The sequence below is a fragment of the Microbacterium croceum genome, from assembly GCF_023091245.1.
Lineage (GTDB): Bacteria > Actinomycetota > Actinomycetes > Actinomycetales > Microbacteriaceae > Microbacterium > Microbacterium croceum.
Map to the genome: position 1 here is coordinate 701,769 of NZ_JAHWXN010000001.1, position 15,412 is coordinate 717,180.

Below are 15,412 nucleotides of genomic sequence, written 5' to 3' on the forward strand. Positions count from 1 at the left end.
CCTGAGCGGGTCGAAGGGTCAGGGGGTGGGCACGGAGGCGAAGATCTGGTCGATGATCTCCTCGCTGCGGATGCCCTCGGCGTCGGCCTCGAACGTCAGCAGCACGCGGTGGCGGAGCACCAGGTGGCGCAGCGCGCGGATGTCCTCCGGCAGCACGTGCGAGCGGCCGCTCAGCAATGCGAGGGCGCGCGATGCCTGCAGGAACGCGATGCTCGCGCGCGGGCTCGCGCCGTACTTGATGAATCGCGCGCGGTCCTCGCCGATGTACGGCGCCGGGTTCCGGGTGACGTAGGCGATCGAGACGATGTAGTTGCGGATCGCGGGATCGACGTAGATGCGGCTCGCCACATCCTGCAGCAGGCGCACATCGTCGAGCGAGATGGAACTGCTCACGTGACGGTCGGGGTCGAGCACGCCCGAGTCGATGCGGCTGAGGATCTCGAACTCCTCGGCCGGGCTCGGGTACTCGACGATCTCCTTGAGCAGGAAGCGGTCCATCTGCGCCTCGGGCAGCTCGTAGGTGCCTTCCTGCTCGATCGGGTTTTGCGTCGCGATCACCAGGAACGGCTTGGGCAGGTGGTGCACCTCGCCGCCGATCGTGGTCTGATGCTCCTGCATCGCCTCGAGCATCGCGCTCTGGGTCTTGGCGCTCGAGCGGTTGATCTCGTCGAGCAGCACGAAGTTCGCGTGCACAGGGCCGAGCACGGTGCGGAAGGTTCCGGTGGCGGCGTCGTAGATCTGGTTGCCCGTGATGTCGCTGGGCAGCAGGTCGGGCGTGCACTGGATGCGCTTGAACTGCGCCTTCACGGTGTCGGCGAGCGTGCTCGCCGCGGTCGTCTTCGCGAGACCGGGAACGCTCTCGAGCAGGATGTGGCCGCCGGCGATCAGCGACACGAGCAGGCTCGTGCGCAGCCGCTCCTGGCCGACCATCTTCGCGGAGTACGACGCGGAGACGATCGACAGCACCTCGGCGGCACGCGCCATCTCGGCATCGGTCGGGGTGCCGGTGTTCGGAGTGGCCGCTGCCGGTGCGGTGACGGTCGGGCGCTGCGCTGCCGTCGGCGCGGGCGGAGGCGGCGGGGCCTGCGAGGACTGCGGGTCCGACGCGTAGGGCTCGGTCATCTGGTGGCTCCCTCGATCTTGCGGAGGTGCACGTCACGGCTGCCCCCGGAAACAGCGTAACCGCATCGTCCGGGCCGACGGTCTCCGGCATCCGCTTGCCTCTCGCCGGCATCCGTTCGCCGCTGTCGCGCGACGTGAAGGACCGATGGCCGGATGCAGGACGAATCGCCGGCATCCGATCCTGCAGGTGGCGGATGCTCCTGCGGATGGCGTCGCCGGTGCCCGAATCGGCGCCGAGGGCACCCCGGATCGACCCTGCTAACGTCGAAGTGCAGCCGCTTTCCGGGCAGGTCGAGCACGATCGCTCCCCCCGGGACAGAACTGTTCCTCGCTCGGATGCGGCCGCGCCCGATACATGACTGAAGAGTATGAGGACGATACGTGACTAAGCGAGAACGAGTAGCGATCATCGGCGCCGGCCCCTCCGGCATGGCGCAGCTGCGGGCCTTCGAATCCGCGGCCCGAGCGGGGGCGGAGATCCCCGACCTGGTCTGCTTCGAGAAGCAGGACGACTGGGGCGGGCAGTGGAACTTCACCTGGCGCACCGGGCTGGACGAGTTCGGCGAGCCGGTGCATTCCAGCATGTACCGCAACCTGTGGTCGAACGGACCGAAGGAGGCGCTGGAGTTCGCGGACTACAGCTTCGACGAGCACTTCGGCCGACCCATCTCCTCCTACCCGCCGCGCCCGGTGCTGTGGGACTACATCGCCGGACGCCTGGAGAAGAGCGACGTGCGCGGCCTGATCCGCTTCCAGACCGTGGTGAGGTGGATCGAGTTCGACAGCGAGCGCGAGGTCTTCACGCTCACGAGCGAGCACCTTCCCACCGGCCGTTCGACCGTGGAGGAGTTCGACCGCGTGATCATCGCCAGCGGACACTTCTCGTTCCCGAACGTGCCGGATTTCCCCGGCATCGAGACGTTCCCCGGCTACCTCAGCCACGCCCACGACTTCCGTGGCGCGGAGGCCTTCGCAGACAAGGACGTGCTCGTGATCGGTGCGAGCTACTCGGCGGAGGACATCGGCAGCCAGGCGTTCAAGATGGGCGCTCGTTCGGTGACGGCGAGCTTCCGCTCGGCCCCCATGGGCTACGACTGGCCCGATGGCATCGAGGAGCGCCCGGGCGTGGAACGCTTCGAAGGCAGCATCGCGCACTTCGCGGACGGTTCGTCGAAGAGGTTCGACGCGGTCATCCTGTGCACCGGATACCTGCACAAGTACCCGTTCCTCCCCGACGACCTCGCTCTCTCGTCGCCGAACAACGTCTACCCCGACGGGCTGTATCGCGGGGTCGTATGGCAGGGAAACCCGCGGCTCGCATACCTCGGCGCGCAGGACCAGTGGTTCACGTTCAACATGTTCGACGCACAGGCCTGGTACGTGCGCGACCTCATCCTGGGCCGCCTGGCCCTGCCGGACGAGCAGGAGCGCGCGACATCGATCGCCGACTGGCGCACGCGGTTCGGGCAGATCGATTCCGTCGAGGCGGAGATCCGCTTCCAGGCCGACTACATCCGTGATCTGCTCCAGCTCACCGACTACCCGGAGTTCGACATCGACCGGGTCGTCGAGATCTTCCTCGCGTGGAAGCGCGACAAGAAGCACGACATCATGGGCTACCGCGACCGCATCTATGAATCGGTCATGACCGGCACCCTCGCGATCGTGCACCACACGCCGTGGCTCGAGGAGCTCGACGACTCGCTCGAGCGCTACCTCGACCTGGACCCGGATGCCGTCGAGCCGGCTCGGAGCATCGGTGACGCGCCACGCGACGATGACCGTGAGGTGCTCGCCACCGCCTGACCGGCCGCTGCCGACTCCGCCCTTTCGCCCGCTCCGGTGTGGGGGCGGGGTCGGGGCGGATGGCGGGTCGCGTCAGACCGGGGGAGTCCCGCGGCGGCGCCCGACCCAGACCACGCCGGCGGCCACCCCGATCACCGCCACCGCGATACCGAGGATGTAGGCCGAGACGCCCAGGTACCCGCCCGGCACCAGGTGCGGATCGAGGAACGGATACGGGTACCACCAGGGCTTGCCGCTCGCCGGCGCGATGATGAGGTTCGCCCGGACCAGCGTGTAGACGGCCCACACGATCGGGAAGATCGCCGTGAGAAAGATCGCGTTCCACCCGAGTGCGCGGCGTCGGGGTGCGAACAGCACGTCGGCGAGCAGGAACACCGGGATGACGACGTGGAGCACTTCGTTCGACCACGGGACCGTAGCGCCCTGGGGCAGCTCCGCGCCGCGCAGCAGGATGTTGTAGACGATGCCGGTGACGATCATGTACGTGCTCACGCACACGAGCAGCACTGCGAGCCAGTGCGGTTCGGCATCCGTCGTCGAACGGTGACGCAGCGCCCAGACCGCGCCGATCAGCAGCACGATCGCGGCAAGGAAGTTCGCCTCGATCGTGAAGAAGCTGAGGAAATTGGCGGCGACGGTCGGCAGGTGCGCACCCCACTCCGTGGTCGCCTCGAGAGCGTTCTGCAGGGAGCGCGTCAGCTGGGCGATGATCGCCGCGAGAGCGAGCAGGGCTGCTGCAATGCGGGCGTAAGGCCACCAGGTTGTCATTTCGCCTCCGAGCGCCACTGTAGTGGCCGCGGTGCACGCACTCTCGCGGCTCACGATATCTCCGAATACCAGGGGGCGGGATCGGGCAGGAGACGCCTGTCAGGGTATGCATGCGGAAGGTCGATAGCATCGAACGCCGCGCGCTCTGGGGGCGCCGGGGAAAGTGGGGATCATGGTCGAATCGTCGTTGCAGGAGAGCCTCGGACCGTTGGCCGCAGGTGCCGTGCTCAGCGATCGCGTGTTCGAGACCGTCAGCGACGCGATCGTCACGGGCCGGATCGCGGGTGGACAGCAGGTCAGTGACAAGAGCATCGCTGAAGCGCTCGGCATCTCGCGCACGCCGGTGCGTGAGGCGCTGCAGCGGCTCACCTGGCTCGGGCTCGTCGAGGTCGCGCCGAACCGCTACACCCGCGTCACCGAGGTCACCGAGGAAATGATCGCCAGCACCATCGAGTACACCGGGATGCAGGCGGGCATGGCGCTGCAGTTGGCCATGCGGCGGATGGACGACGGCGCGCTGCAGGAGGCCGTCGCGATGCTGGATCGCATGATCGCGGCGTCGGATGCCGGTGACGCCGACGACCTGATGCTCGCCTCGCGGATGTTCGTCGGCTTCCTGACCCGCGAGTCCGGCAATCGGCTCTTCGCGACCGTCATGCACGAGGCGAGCCTGCTGGTGGCGCGCAACCTGCGACAGGCCGGCACGCTGATCGGCACGGCGGAGTTCCGGGGCGAGTGCTACCGGCACATGCGTGCCGCGATGCTGGCGGGAGATGCGGATGGCGCCGAGCTGTGGTTCCGCCGTCAGCACGGCGTCGGGGTGGACTCGCTCCCGGTGTGACGTCGCGGAGTGGCCGACGGATCACTGAGTGGATGACGGATCACGGACGAATTTCCATCGAACCTTCCGTGATCCGTCACAGAGTCCGGGATCCGTCGGGCGGACGCCGCGACCCCTCCCGTCCTTCCGGGATCCGTCACAGAGTCCGGGTCAGGCGCGGCGGCCCCACCGCAGTCGCGTGACGAGCACTCCGAGCAGGCACAGTGCGCCGCCGAGGAACATCAGCGGCGTCGGCACCTCACCGAGGATCGCCCACGACATCAGGATCGCGACCGCCGGGACCACATAGGTCGTGGCGGATGTCTGGCCCGCGGTACTGCGCTGCAGCACGTAGGCCCAGGTCGTGAAGGCGATGGCCGTCGGGAAGATGCCGAGGTAGACGACCCAGAGCGTCGCGTCCGGCGGAGCCGTCTGCAGCGCCCCGATGAGGCTCCCCGTCCACGGCAGCAGGGCGACGGTTCCGGCCAGTGCGCCGAACCAGGTGAGGGTCGTGGCGTCGGTTCCCGCGCTGAGCAGATACTTCTGCACGAGCGTGCATCCCGCGTACATGACCGCGGCGAGCAGGGCGAGCAGCAGGCCGGTGATGTCGGGGCCGGCGCTGGTGGACGAGTTCATGCCGATCAGCACCACGCCGAGGAAGGCGATCGGCGCCCCGATCACCAGGGGTTTCGGGAATCCCTCGCGCAGGAACAGTCCGCTGAAGATCACCACCATGAGTGGCGCGAGGTTCACGACCATCGCGGCGGTGCCCGCATCGAGCGTGCGCTCTGCCGCGTTGAGGGCCAGGTTGTAGACGCAGAACCAGCCGACGCCCCACGCGATGATGAGCCACCAGTGCCGCTTCGCCGGAAGCCGGATGCCGTGGCGCAGCGCGATGATCGCGAGAGCCACGCTGCCGACGGCCATCCGCAGCAGTGCCAGCGCGCCGGGGTCGTAGTGCGGGCCCGCGCCGCGGATGCCGATGAACGCCGAGGCCCACAGCACGACCGTCACCAGGGCGGCGACGAGCACGAGCGGTCCCTGCGTCTTGGTGACCGGGAGGCCGCCGGAGACGGGAGCGGTCTTCGACATGGTCCGATCGTCGCAGAGGCCACCGACATCGGCGATACGCGGACGGACAGCCGTCAACGGATTTCCGCCCCTCCTCCGGCGACTCGTCGAGCACGGAATGAAGGAGATCGCACGAGATGAAGGAGCGGATGCCGCATCCGCTCCTTCATACGAGATCCCCTTCGATCCGTGAGGTGGTTCCCCCGGGGCGTGAGGCTTTCCCCGGGACCACCACACCCGCACAAGCCTGCGCCGGAAGGGCCCGGAGCCCCCTTCGCTAGGATGGAGTAGCCCGAAGAGGGCCAGCTCATCGGCCGGTGCAAACCCGGCGAAAGCAGGGGGGACACCCATGCCAGGAATCGTAATCGTCGGCGTGCAATGGGGAGACGAAGGAAAAGGCAAGGCCACCGATCTGCTCGGTGAGCGCACCGACTGGGTGGTGAAGTTCAACGGCGGCAACAACGCCGGGCACACCGTGGTCGTCGGCGACGAGAAGTACGCGCTGCACCTGCTGCCCTCCGGCATCCTCTCTCCCGGTGTGACCCCGGTCATCGGCAACGGTGTGGTCGTCGACCTCGAGGTGCTGTTCTTCGAGCTCGAGGCGCTCGCCGCCCGCGGCATCGATGTCTCGCGGCTGAAGGTCAGTGCCAACGCGCACATCATCACGCAGTACCACCGCACGCTCGACAAGGTCACCGAGCGCTTCCTCGGCAAGCGCATGATCGGCACGACCGGTCGCGGCATCGGCCCGGCCTACGCCGACAAGATCAACCGCGTCGGCATCCGCGTGCAGGACATCTTCGACGAGAACATCCTGCGCCAGAAGGTCGAGGGCGCGCTCGACCAGAAGAACCACCTGCTGGTGAAGATCTTCAACCGTCGTGCCATCACCGCCGACGAGATCGTCGAGGACCTGCTGTCGTACGCCGATCGGCTGCGGCCGATGGTCGCCGACACCGGCTACCTGATCGCACAGGCCCTGGACCGCGGCGAGGTCGTCGTGTTCGAGGGCGGCCAGGCGACGATGCTCGACATCGACCACGGCACCTACCCGTTCGTGACCTCGTCATCGGCGACGGCCGGAGGTGCGGCGACCGGCGCCGGTGTCGGCCCCGGAGCGCTCGACCGCATCGTCGGCATCGTCAAGGCCTACACGACGCGCGTGGGGTCCGGCCCCTTCCCGACCGAGCTCTTCGACGAGCAGGGCGAATGGCTGCGCAAGCAGGGCTTCGAGTTCGGCACCACGACCGGCCGTCCGCGCCGCGTCGGCTGGTACGACGCGCCCATCACCCGTTACGCGACGCGTATCAACGGCATCACCGACCTGGTGCTGACCAAGCTCGACATCCTCACCGGTCTCGAGCAGATCCCGGTGTGCGTGGCGTACGACGTCGACGGCGAGCGCTTCGACGAGGTGCCGGTGAACCAGACCGACTTCCACCACGCGAAGCCCATCCTGGAGTACTTCCCCGGGTGGAACGAGGACATCTCGGTCGCGCGCACCTTCGAGGACCTGCCGCAGAACGCGCAGGACTACGTGCTGGCGCTCGAGAAGATGAGCAACACGCGCATCTCGGTGATCGGCGTCGGCCCCGAGCGCGACCAGGTGATCGTCCGTCACGACCTGCTCGACTGACACGTTCGAGGGGCGCATCGACCGAGCGGCGCTGCCGCCGGTGAGAGGGAGAGCATGACGCGGTTCTGGCTCGGCGGCTACGGCTCCGGCATGGATGGTTCGGCAGACGGCATCGGGCTGCTCGCCGGTGACGCGGGGCGGGAGGCCACGACCCTCGCGTACCGCGGGGCGGTGACCGACACGCCGTCGTCGCCGTCGTGGCTCGCGCGGCATCCCTCGCTCGACGTCGTCTACGCCGCTTTGGAGGGTGCCGCTGCCGTGCAGGCGTTCGTCCGCACGGGGGATGCGACGCTCGCACCTCTCGGCGACCCGGTCGAGGCCGGGGACTCGGTGTGCCACGTCGCGGTCGCGCCGAACGGCTCCGCTCTGATCGCCAGCTGCTACGGCGACGGTCGTGTCGTGCGCATCGGCCTCGACGCCACGGGCCGCCCTGTGGCCGACCGTGACAATGCCGCCGCCGCTCTCCGTGCCGCACTGCTCGGCGAGGAGCAGCCGGAGGCGGTGCCGGCCGGTGTCGGTGCCGCGGCATCCGACCCTCACGCTGCCGGCGGAGACCGCGCCTCGCATGCTCACGCGGCCGCGTTCCTGCCGGACGGCCGCATCGCGACCACCGACCTCGGCTTCGACCTGGTGCGCATCTGGCGTCTCACCGCGACCGGGCTCGCACTCGACCATGAGGTCACGCTGCCCCTGGGCACCGGCCCTCGTCACATGGTCATGCACCCGAGCGGACACCTGCACGTCGTGACCGAGTACTCGTGCGAGGTCTTCACCCTCGCCGCCGGCCCCGACGGCACCTGGAGCATCGCCTCATCGGTGCTGTCGAGCCCGATCGCCCAGATCGGCACCGACTTCCCCGCCGAGCTCGCCCGCACCCGCGACGGGGCGTTCCTGTACACGGCGCTGCGCGGCAGCAACACGATCGCGGCGCTCCGGGTGCGCGGCGGCGGAGAGTCGCTGGAGCCGATCGCGCTCGCCGACTCCGGGGTGGACTGGCCGCGTCATCACCTCGTGTACGAGGGCAAGCTCCTCGTCGCCGGGCAGCTGTCCGACACGATCACGCTGCTCGACCTCGACGAGCGCACGGGCGCACCCCTCGGCATCCGGCACGAGGCCGCAGCCCCCTCGCCGACCTGCTTCCTGCCGGTGGGCTGAGGCGCCCGGCCCGCCCGGCCCGCCCGGCCCGCCCGGCTCGCGTTCACAACTCCTCAAAGAACCGCGCCCGCGGTCGACCAGCTGGCCTGAATCGGCGAGGATGCGGGGCTGCCCCCGGGCTCCGGCGCAGTTCTTGAGGAGTTGTGAACGCCGCGGCTTGACCTCAACCTTTGTTGAGGTTCTACGGTCGAACCTATGACGACGGAAACGGGCGAGATGCGCGCCACGACGGTGACAGCACCGGGCATCCTGAGCGGCGCATACCTCTGGATCACGATCGGCGCGTGCGCCCTGGTCTTCCTCGGGGCCTTCGAGTCGCTGGCCGTGACCACGGTGATGCCGGCCGTGAGCGCCGACCTCGACGGGGAGCGGCTGTATGCCCTCGCGTTCGCCGGTCCGCTCGCCACCGGTGTGATCGGCATGGTCGCGGCGGGCAACTGGGCCGACCGTCGCGGACCCGTCGAGCCGCTGTACACCTCGGTCGGCATCTTCGTGATCGGCCTGCTCGTCGCCGGTTTCGCGCCCACCATGGAGGTGCTGGTCGCCGGCCGCTTCGCCCAGGGCCTCGGCAGCGGTGCGCTCACCGTCGCCCTCTACGTCGTGGTCGCCCGGGTGTACCCCCGCGACCTCCACCCCGCGATCTTCGCCGGGTTCGCGGCCGCCTGGGTGGTGCCTTCGCTGATCGGCCCCACCGTCGCCGGTGCCGTGACCGAGCTCTGGAGCTGGCATTGGGTGTTCCTCGGCGTCGTCGTGCTCGTGCTGGTGGCGCTGCTCATGGTCGTGCCCGCACTGCGCGGACTGGCTCAGGGAGACGGCGACGCGTCGACCCCGTGGGCGTTCGGCCGCCTCGGCTGGTCGGTGCTGGCGGCGGTCGCCGTGCTGGGGCTCAACCTGCTCGGCGATGTGCCGGGTGTCGGTCCGGTGCTGGCGGTCGTCGCGGTGATCGTGGCCCTGGTGGCGGTGCGTCCGCTGTTGCCGCGCGGCACCCTGCGTGCGCGTCGGGGTCTGCCCTCGGTCATCCTGGTGCGCGGTCTGGCTGCCGCGGCGTTCTTCGGTGCCCAGGTGTACATCCCTTACCTGCTCACCGAGCGCTATGAGGTCTCGCCGACTCTCGCCGGGCTCTCGCTCACGGGCGGGGCGCTGGCGTGGTCGGTCGCCGCGACGGTGCAGGGCCGCATGGGCGCGCGGTTGTCGAGTGTCTTCGCCGTGCGGATCGGCACGGTCCTGGTGCTCGTCGGCATCGGCATGGCCCTGGCGACGGCAGCCCTCCGCGCGGATGCCGCTCTGATCATCGCCGCCTGGATCGTCGCGGGAACGGGCATGGGCCTCATGAGCCCGCGCACCAGCGCGCTCACCCTCGCGCTGTCGACACCCGAGACGCAGGGCTTCAACAGCTCGGCCATGACGGTCGCGGACTCGTTCGGCAGCGCGCTGGCCCTCGCCATCACGGGCGTGCTGTTCGCGAGCCTGGCGTCGGTCGCCGATCCGTTCACGACCGTGTTCACGCTCGCCGCTGTCATCGGCATCGCCGCGGTGCTGCTCGCGCCCCGGCTCGCGACGCGGCAGCCTCGGCCCGTCGAGGTGTGAGCCCACGAGCCATGCGATCGGCGCGTCGGGGAACATCGGCCCCCTGATCCGACGTTGGTCTTGATCATGACGACCGGCGACGAGAGGCTTGGGTCATGAGCGCTGACAACACACGGACCGATGAATACGACCTGATCGTGCTGGGCGGGGGTCCGGTCGGCGAGAACGTCGCCGACCGCGCCGTGCAGGGAGGGCTCACCGCGATCATCGTAGAGAGCGAGCTCGTCGGAGGCGAGTGCTCGTACTGGGCGTGCATGCCGTCGAAGGCGCTGCTGCGCTCGGCGCAGGCGCTCAGGGCCGCGCAGCACGTGAAGGGCGCAGCTGAGGCCGTCACCGGAAAGCTCGACGTGCGCGCCGTGTTCGAGCGCCGCGACTCGTTCACCAGCAACTGGTCGGACGATGGACAGGTGAAGTGGCTCGACTCGGCCGGCATCGACCTGGCCCGCGGGCACGGACGCCTCACGGGCGAGCGCGAGGTGACCGTGACGGATGCCGACGGCGGCACCCGCGTGCTGCATGCCCGTCATGCGGTGGCGATCAGCACGGGATCGGATGCCGTCATCCCGCCGATCGACGGGCTGCGCGAGGCGTCGCCGTGGACCAGTCGCGAGGCGACCAGTGCCGAGGAGCTTCCGGATTCTCTCGCTGTGATCGGCGGCGGCGTGGTGGCGGTCGAGATGGCGACCGCCTACGCGGCGCTCGGGTCGACCGTGACGCTCATCGCGCGGGGCGAGCTGCTGGCCTCGATGGAGCCGTTCGCCGGAGAGCGGGTGGCCGCGGGGCTGCGCGAGCTCGGGGTCGATGTGCGCACCGGCACGGGCACCGGTTCGGTGCACCGTGGCGACGACGGCGTGACGGTGACCCTCGACGACGGCTCCACGGTCGTCGCGACCGAGGTGCTCGCGGCCACAGGACGCTCACCGCGCAGCGGCGACATCGGCCTCGAGGTCGCAGGTCTCGAGCCCGGGCGCTGGATCGAGACGGATGACACACTGCGGGTTCCCGGGTCGGACTGGCTCTACGCGGTCGGCGACGTCAACGGCCGCGTGCTGCTGACGCACCAGGGCAAGTACCAGGCGCGTGCGGCCGGCGATGTGATCGTCGCCAGGGCGAAGGACGACACCGTGGATGACGGAGCATGGGGGCGCCACGTCGCGACGGCCGACCACAGCGCCGTGCCGCAGGTGACCTTCTCGTTCCCGGAGGTGGCGTCGGTCGGGCTCACCGAGAAGGCGGCGCGTGACGCCGGACGCGCGGTGCAGGTCGTCGACTACGACCTGGGCGGGGTCGCCGGTGCGAGCCTCTACGAGGACGGGTTCGACGGGCAGGCGCGTCTGGTGATCGACACCGACCGTGACGTCGTGATCGGTGCCACGTTCGTCGGACCCGAGGTGGCCGAGCTCGTGCAGACCGCGACGGTCGCGATCGTGGGCGAGGTGCCGATCGCCCGCCTCTGGCACGCGGTGCCCTCGTACCCGACCGTGAGCGAGGTCTGGTTGCGGCTGCTCGAGGGCTACGGGCGGCAGTCGGCGTGATCCTCGCGGGCGCCGAGGGAGAACGGATGTCGCGCTGCGCCATCCGTTCCGACGTGCGCTCCGAACAATCCGCGAGTCGGCTCGATCCTCTTGCGCGCCCGCGTGCCGAAGCGGATTGTGTCTCACATTGACGGCTTCGCGCGCAACCCTGGCGCGGATGTCGCAGACCTCTTATACGCTCGAACCCGAATCCGAGGAGGCAGGACCATGAAGGCTGTACTCGCAGGAACCGTCATCGCCGAAGCAGATGAGGGAGACCTCGTCCGCATCGAAGGAAACTGGTACTTCCCGCCGGCTTCCGTCACGCCCGGAGTGCTCGTCGAGAGCCCCACGCCGTATACGTGTCCCTGGAAGGGCGTGTGCCAGTACTACTCGGTGCAGGCGGGGGGCAGCCTCCACACCGACCTCGCGTGGTCGTACCCCGACCCGTATCCGTCCGCCTTCGAGCGGGTCGGCACGGACTTCTCCGGCTACGTGGCCTTCGCCCCCGGCGTCGAGGTCGGACCGTAGTGACCTCCCTCTGGCGGCGCCGCGGCGCCGACGCACGCCTCGTCGATCGACCGACTGGAGACCAGCCATGATCGAGTTCCGAAACGTCACCAAGCAGTTCCCCGACGGCACGGTCGCCGTGAACGACTTCAGCCTGGTGCTCCCGTCGCGCAAGACCACGGTGTTCGTCGGCTCATCCGGCTGCGGCAAGACCACTCTGCTGCGCATGATCAACCGCATGGTCGAGCCGACCTCCGGCGACATCGAGATCGACGGCGAGAACGTGCTGGTGGGCGATCCGGTGCAGCTGCGACGGCGCATCGGCTACGTCATGCAGAACTCCGGCCTCATGCCGCACTTCACCGTGATCGACAACGTGGCGACCGTGCTGCGGCTCACCGGGGTGAAGAAGGCGGAGGCCCACAAGCGGGCCCGCACGCTGCTCGACACGGTGGGGCTCGACCAGGCCCTCGCCGACCGCTACCCCAGCCAGCTCTCGGGCGGCCAGCAGCAGCGTGTCGGTGTGGCGCGTGGTCTCGCCGCCGATCCCAACATCCTCCTCATGGACGAGCCTTTCGGTGCGGTCGACCCTATCGTGCGTGCCGACCTGCAGCAGGAGACGCTGCGTCTGCAGCGCGAGCTCGACAAGACGGTCGTCTTCGTCACGCATGACATCGACGAGGCGTTCCTGCTCGGCGACCAGGTGGTCATCCTCGACAAGGGCGCGCGCATCGTGCAGGTGGGCAGTCCGAGCGAGATCATCGAAAGCCCCGCAGACGACTTCGTCGCCGCGTTCATCGGCGCCGACCGAGGACGCCGGGCGCTGCACCTGAAGAAGACCCCGCACGGCACGGTCGTGGTCGACTCCGAGGGGCGTACGCAGGGCGCGATCGTCGCGGCACCGGAGACCTCGGACGGTCCTCTCGCCGGACCGGATGCGGTCGCCCTCGGCGTGACAGAGGGCGGACTCGCGTGAACTGGGTCACCGACAACCTCGGTCTGATCCTCGATCTGACTCTGGTGCATCTGCGTCAGAGCATCATCCCGATCGTGCTCGGATTCGTGCTCTCGCTCCCGCTGGGCTGGGTGGCCTGGCGGTACCGGCTCGTGCGCGGCCCGATCATCGTGCTCACCGGGCTGCTCTACACGATCCCCTCGCTCGCGCTGCTGATCCTGCTGCCCACCGTCGCCGGTTACTCGGCGCGCAGCGAGGCGAACCTGATGGTCGCGCTGACGATCTACGCGATCGCGATCCTCGTGCGAGCGGTGTCCGACGGCCTCGACTCGGTCGATGATGACGTGCGTCAGGCGGCCACCGCCACGGGCTTCGCCTCCTTCCGACGCTTCTGGACCGTGGAGTTCCCACTCGCTGGTCCGGTGATCCTCGCCGGACTCCGGGTCACGGCGGTGAGCACCATCTCGCTCGCGACCGTCGGCATCCTGATCGGGGTCTCGAACCTCGGCTACCTCTTCACGAACGGACTCGATCGCCGCATCATCGCCGAGGTGTTCGCCGGTGTCATCGCCGTCGTCGTGATCGCCCTGATCCTCGATCTGATCCTGCTGCTCATCGGGCGCGCGCTGATGCCGTGGACCACCGCAGCCAGTCGGGTCACCGCGAGCCGCGCCGTTCCCGTGAGGGCCGCCGCATGAACCTCTTCGCCGAGGCCTTCGCCTGGATGCTCGCTCCCGCGCAGTGGACCGGGAACTACGCGCTGCCCAAGCTCCTCGCCGAGCACCTCACTCTGACGGCCGTCTCCGTGCTGATCGCCATGGCGATCGCGGTGCCGATCGGCTGGCTCATCGGCCACACCGGCAAGGGGCGTGAGATCGCCGTCGCCGTGTCGGGAGCGGCACGCGCGATCCCCGCTTTCGGGCTCATGATCCTTCTCGTCCTGCTGCTCGGAGTGCTGCGGGTTCCGCAGGCCGCGATCACCACGTTCGTGCTCCTCGCGATCCCCTCGCTGCTGGCCGGCGCCTACACCGGACTCGAGGCCATCGACCGCCGCGTGATCGACGCCGCGAAGGCCATGGGCATGACCGGATGGCAGATCTTCTGGAAGGTCGAGGTGCGTCTCGGGCTGCCGCTTCTCGTCGGCGGCATCCGTTCGGCTCTGCTGCAGGTCATCGCGACCGTGACGATCGCGGCCTACATCGGTCTCGGCGGTCTCGGCTACCCGATCATCCAGGGCATTCCGCTGCAGAGGTTCGACCAGGTGCTCGCAGGGGCGCTCCTCGTCGCCATCCTCGCGCTGATCGTCGACCTGCTGCTCGCCGTGGCGCAGTACGCGGCCGTCCCCGCCGGGCTGCGCCAGAGCCGTGCGCCTCGCCGCCGTGCGGCAGCCCCGTCTCCGACCGCAGCGCCCGCCACCGCCTGATCATCCGCACCGGAACCGTTTCCCACCGTCGTCCCACAGCAGTCCCAGAAAAGAGGAAGTCCATGTTCACAGCACGAGGCACGCGTTCCGCGGCCGTCGTCGGCCTGATCGCCGCCGCGACCATCGCCCTGTCCGCCTGCGGTTCGAGCAACCCGCTCTCCGAGCCGTCCGACGCCGGAGAGAGCGCGGGCAGCGGCGACACGATCGTCATCGGCTCGCAGGCGTACTACTCCAACGAGATCATCGCGGAGATCTACGCACAGGCGCTCGAGGCCGACGGCCACACGGTCAAGCGCGAATTCAGCATCGGCCAGCGCGACGCGTACATGCCCGATGTCGAGTCCGGCGCGATCAACGTCTTCCCGGAGTACACGGGCAGCCTGCTCGAGTACATCTCGGACGACGATGTCACCGTCACCACCCCCGACGACGTCTACAAGGCGCTGCAGGATGCCCTGCCCGACAGCCTCACGGCTCTCGACTTCGCCGAGGCCTCCGACCAGGACTCCTACACGGTGCTCAAGAGCTTCGCCGAGGAGAACGACCTGAAGACGATCGGCGACCTCAAGAACGTGACGACGCCGCTCACGATCGGCGCGGCGCCCGAGTTCGAGGAGCGTCCGTACAGTCCGGCCAAGGCCAAGGAGGTCTACGGTGTCGACCTGGCATTCTCGGCCACCGGCCCGACCACGCTCGAGTCGCTGCTCGCCGGCCAGATCCAGGTGGCCGACATCTACACCGCCGACCCGGCGTTCGAGACGGAGGACATCGTCGCTCTGGAGGACCCGGAGAACCTGATCATCTCGTCGAACGTCGTGCCGATCGTCTCGAGCGACATCGCCGATGACGTGTCCGGCGTGCTCAACGCGATCAGCGCCAAGCTGACCGCCGAGGAGCTCGTGTCGCTCAACGTCTTGAGCACGGTCGACCAGAAGTCGCCGGAGGACATCGCGAAGAAGTGGCTGACCGACAACGGCCTGCTCTGACTCGTCCTCACACGAAGTGCCCGGGCCTATGGGTCCGGGCACTTCTGCGTGCGGGCGAG

At 69.0% G+C, this 15,412-nt stretch carries 14 protein-coding genes; 11 read left to right on the forward strand and 3 right to left on the reverse strand.

Annotated features, from left to right (window positions below; translation table 11 throughout):
* Positions 1-18 precede the first annotated feature (18 nt).
* A complete protein-coding gene (locus KZC51_RS03285) occupies positions 19-1,122 on the reverse strand; it encodes an AAA family ATPase (RefSeq protein WP_372491747.1) in 1,104 nt (367 codons plus the stop codon).
* Between the two features lie 381 nt (positions 1,123-1,503).
* On the opposite strand from KZC51_RS03285, the gene KZC51_RS03290 reads away from it, so the two are divergent.
* Positions 1,504-2,928 (forward strand): trimethylamine monooxygenase, encoded by a 1,425-nt coding sequence (locus KZC51_RS03290; RefSeq protein WP_308194285.1) that lies wholly within the window; start codon positions 1,504-1,506, stop codon positions 2,926-2,928.
* A gap of 72 nt (positions 2,929-3,000) precedes the next feature.
* Here the strand turns inward: KZC51_RS03290 and KZC51_RS03295 are convergent, their stop codons facing one another.
* A complete protein-coding gene (locus KZC51_RS03295; protein ID WP_247628588.1) occupies positions 3,001-3,696 on the reverse strand; it encodes a Pr6Pr family membrane protein in 696 nt (231 codons plus the stop codon).
* 172 nt (positions 3,697-3,868) lie between these two features.
* Between KZC51_RS03295 and KZC51_RS03300 the strand changes: the two genes are divergently transcribed.
* A complete protein-coding gene (locus KZC51_RS03300) occupies positions 3,869-4,537 on the forward strand; it encodes a GntR family transcriptional regulator (RefSeq protein ID WP_247628589.1) in 669 nt (222 codons plus the stop codon).
* 150 nt (positions 4,538-4,687) lie between these two features.
* On the opposite strand, the gene KZC51_RS03305 is transcribed toward KZC51_RS03300, so the two are convergent.
* Entirely contained in the window at positions 4,688-5,608 is a 921-nt protein-coding gene (locus KZC51_RS03305) for a DMT family transporter (RefSeq protein ID WP_247628590.1), read from the reverse strand.
* Positions 5,609-5,936: 328 nt separating this feature from the next.
* Between KZC51_RS03305 and KZC51_RS03310 the strand changes: the two genes are divergently transcribed.
* The 9 genes from KZC51_RS03310 (at position 5,937) to KZC51_RS03350 (ending at position 15,353) form a co-directional block, all read left to right on the forward strand.
* Entirely contained in the window at positions 5,937-7,223 is a 1,287-nt protein-coding gene (locus tag KZC51_RS03310) for an adenylosuccinate synthase (protein ID WP_247628591.1), read from the forward strand.
* Between the two features lie 54 nt (positions 7,224-7,277).
* Positions 7,278-8,378: a lactonase family protein gene (locus tag KZC51_RS03315; protein ID WP_247628592.1), complete on the forward strand. Its 1,101-nt coding sequence runs from the start codon at positions 7,278-7,280 to the stop codon at positions 8,376-8,378.
* A 216-nt stretch (positions 8,379-8,594) separates the two neighbouring features.
* Positions 8,595-9,965 carry an MFS transporter gene (locus KZC51_RS03320; protein ID WP_247630579.1) on the forward strand — a complete coding sequence of 457 codons (1,371 nt, stop codon included), beginning with the start codon at positions 8,595-8,597 and terminating at the stop codon, positions 9,963-9,965.
* A 95-nt stretch (positions 9,966-10,060) separates the two neighbouring features.
* Complete coding sequence (locus KZC51_RS03325; protein ID WP_247628593.1) at positions 10,061-11,500, forward strand: dihydrolipoyl dehydrogenase family protein; 1,440 nt, start codon at positions 10,061-10,063, stop codon at positions 11,498-11,500.
* 207 nt (positions 11,501-11,707) lie between these two features.
* Complete coding sequence (locus KZC51_RS03330) at positions 11,708-12,010, forward strand: DUF427 domain-containing protein (RefSeq protein ID WP_141873806.1); 303 nt, start codon at positions 11,708-11,710, stop codon at positions 12,008-12,010.
* Positions 12,011-12,077: 67 nt separating this feature from the next.
* Positions 12,078-12,965 carry an ABC transporter ATP-binding protein gene (locus KZC51_RS03335; protein ID WP_247628594.1) on the forward strand — a complete coding sequence of 296 codons (888 nt, stop codon included), beginning with the start codon at positions 12,078-12,080 and terminating at the stop codon, positions 12,963-12,965.
* Entirely contained in the window at positions 12,962-13,642 is a 681-nt protein-coding gene (locus KZC51_RS03340) for an ABC transporter permease (protein ID WP_247628595.1), read from the forward strand. The genes KZC51_RS03335 and KZC51_RS03340 overlap by 4 nt, the downstream gene beginning before the upstream one ends.
* The gene (locus tag KZC51_RS03345; RefSeq protein WP_247628596.1) at positions 13,639-14,367 is read left to right on the forward strand and encodes an ABC transporter permease; all 729 of its coding nucleotides are present in this window, start codon (positions 13,639-13,641) and stop codon (positions 14,365-14,367) included. The genes KZC51_RS03340 and KZC51_RS03345 overlap by 4 nt, the downstream gene beginning before the upstream one ends.
* 62 nt (positions 14,368-14,429) lie before the next feature.
* The gene (locus KZC51_RS03350; RefSeq protein WP_247628597.1) at positions 14,430-15,353 is read left to right on the forward strand and encodes an ABC transporter substrate-binding protein; all 924 of its coding nucleotides are present in this window, start codon (positions 14,430-14,432) and stop codon (positions 15,351-15,353) included.
* Positions 15,354-15,412: the final 59 nt, after the last annotated feature.

Bases quoted from the DNA above. Each gene is read 5' to 3' on its own strand.
- KZC51_RS03305 (WP_247628590.1), bottom strand. From the start codon at position 5,608: ATGTCGAAGACCGCTCCCGTCTCCGGCGGCCTCCCGGTCACCAAGACG.
- KZC51_RS03315 (WP_247628592.1), top strand. From the start codon at position 7,278: ATGACGCGGTTCTGGCTCGGCGGCTACGGCTCCGGCATGGATGGTTCG.
- KZC51_RS03300 (WP_247628589.1), top strand. From the start codon at position 3,869: ATGGTCGAATCGTCGTTGCAGGAGAGCCTCGGACCGTTGGCCGCAGGT.
- KZC51_RS03330 (WP_141873806.1), top strand. From the start codon at position 11,708: ATGAAGGCTGTACTCGCAGGAACCGTCATCGCCGAAGCAGATGAGGGA.
- KZC51_RS03345 (WP_247628596.1), top strand. From the start codon at position 13,639: ATGAACCTCTTCGCCGAGGCCTTCGCCTGGATGCTCGCTCCCGCGCAG.
- KZC51_RS03335 (WP_247628594.1), top strand. From the start codon at position 12,078: ATGATCGAGTTCCGAAACGTCACCAAGCAGTTCCCCGACGGCACGGTC.
- KZC51_RS03320 (WP_247630579.1), top strand. From the start codon at position 8,595: ATGCGCGCCACGACGGTGACAGCACCGGGCATCCTGAGCGGCGCATAC.
- KZC51_RS03310 (WP_247628591.1), top strand. From the start codon at position 5,937: ATGCCAGGAATCGTAATCGTCGGCGTGCAATGGGGAGACGAAGGAAAA.
- KZC51_RS03350 (WP_247628597.1), top strand. From the start codon at position 14,430: ATGTTCACAGCACGAGGCACGCGTTCCGCGGCCGTCGTCGGCCTGATC.
- KZC51_RS03285 (WP_372491747.1), bottom strand. From the start codon at position 1,122: ATGACCGAGCCCTACGCGTCGGACCCGCAGTCCTCGCAGGCCCCGCCG.
- KZC51_RS03325 (WP_247628593.1), top strand. From the start codon at position 10,061: ATGAGCGCTGACAACACACGGACCGATGAATACGACCTGATCGTGCTG.
- KZC51_RS03295 (WP_247628588.1), bottom strand. From the start codon at position 3,696: ATGACAACCTGGTGGCCTTACGCCCGCATTGCAGCAGCCCTGCTCGCT.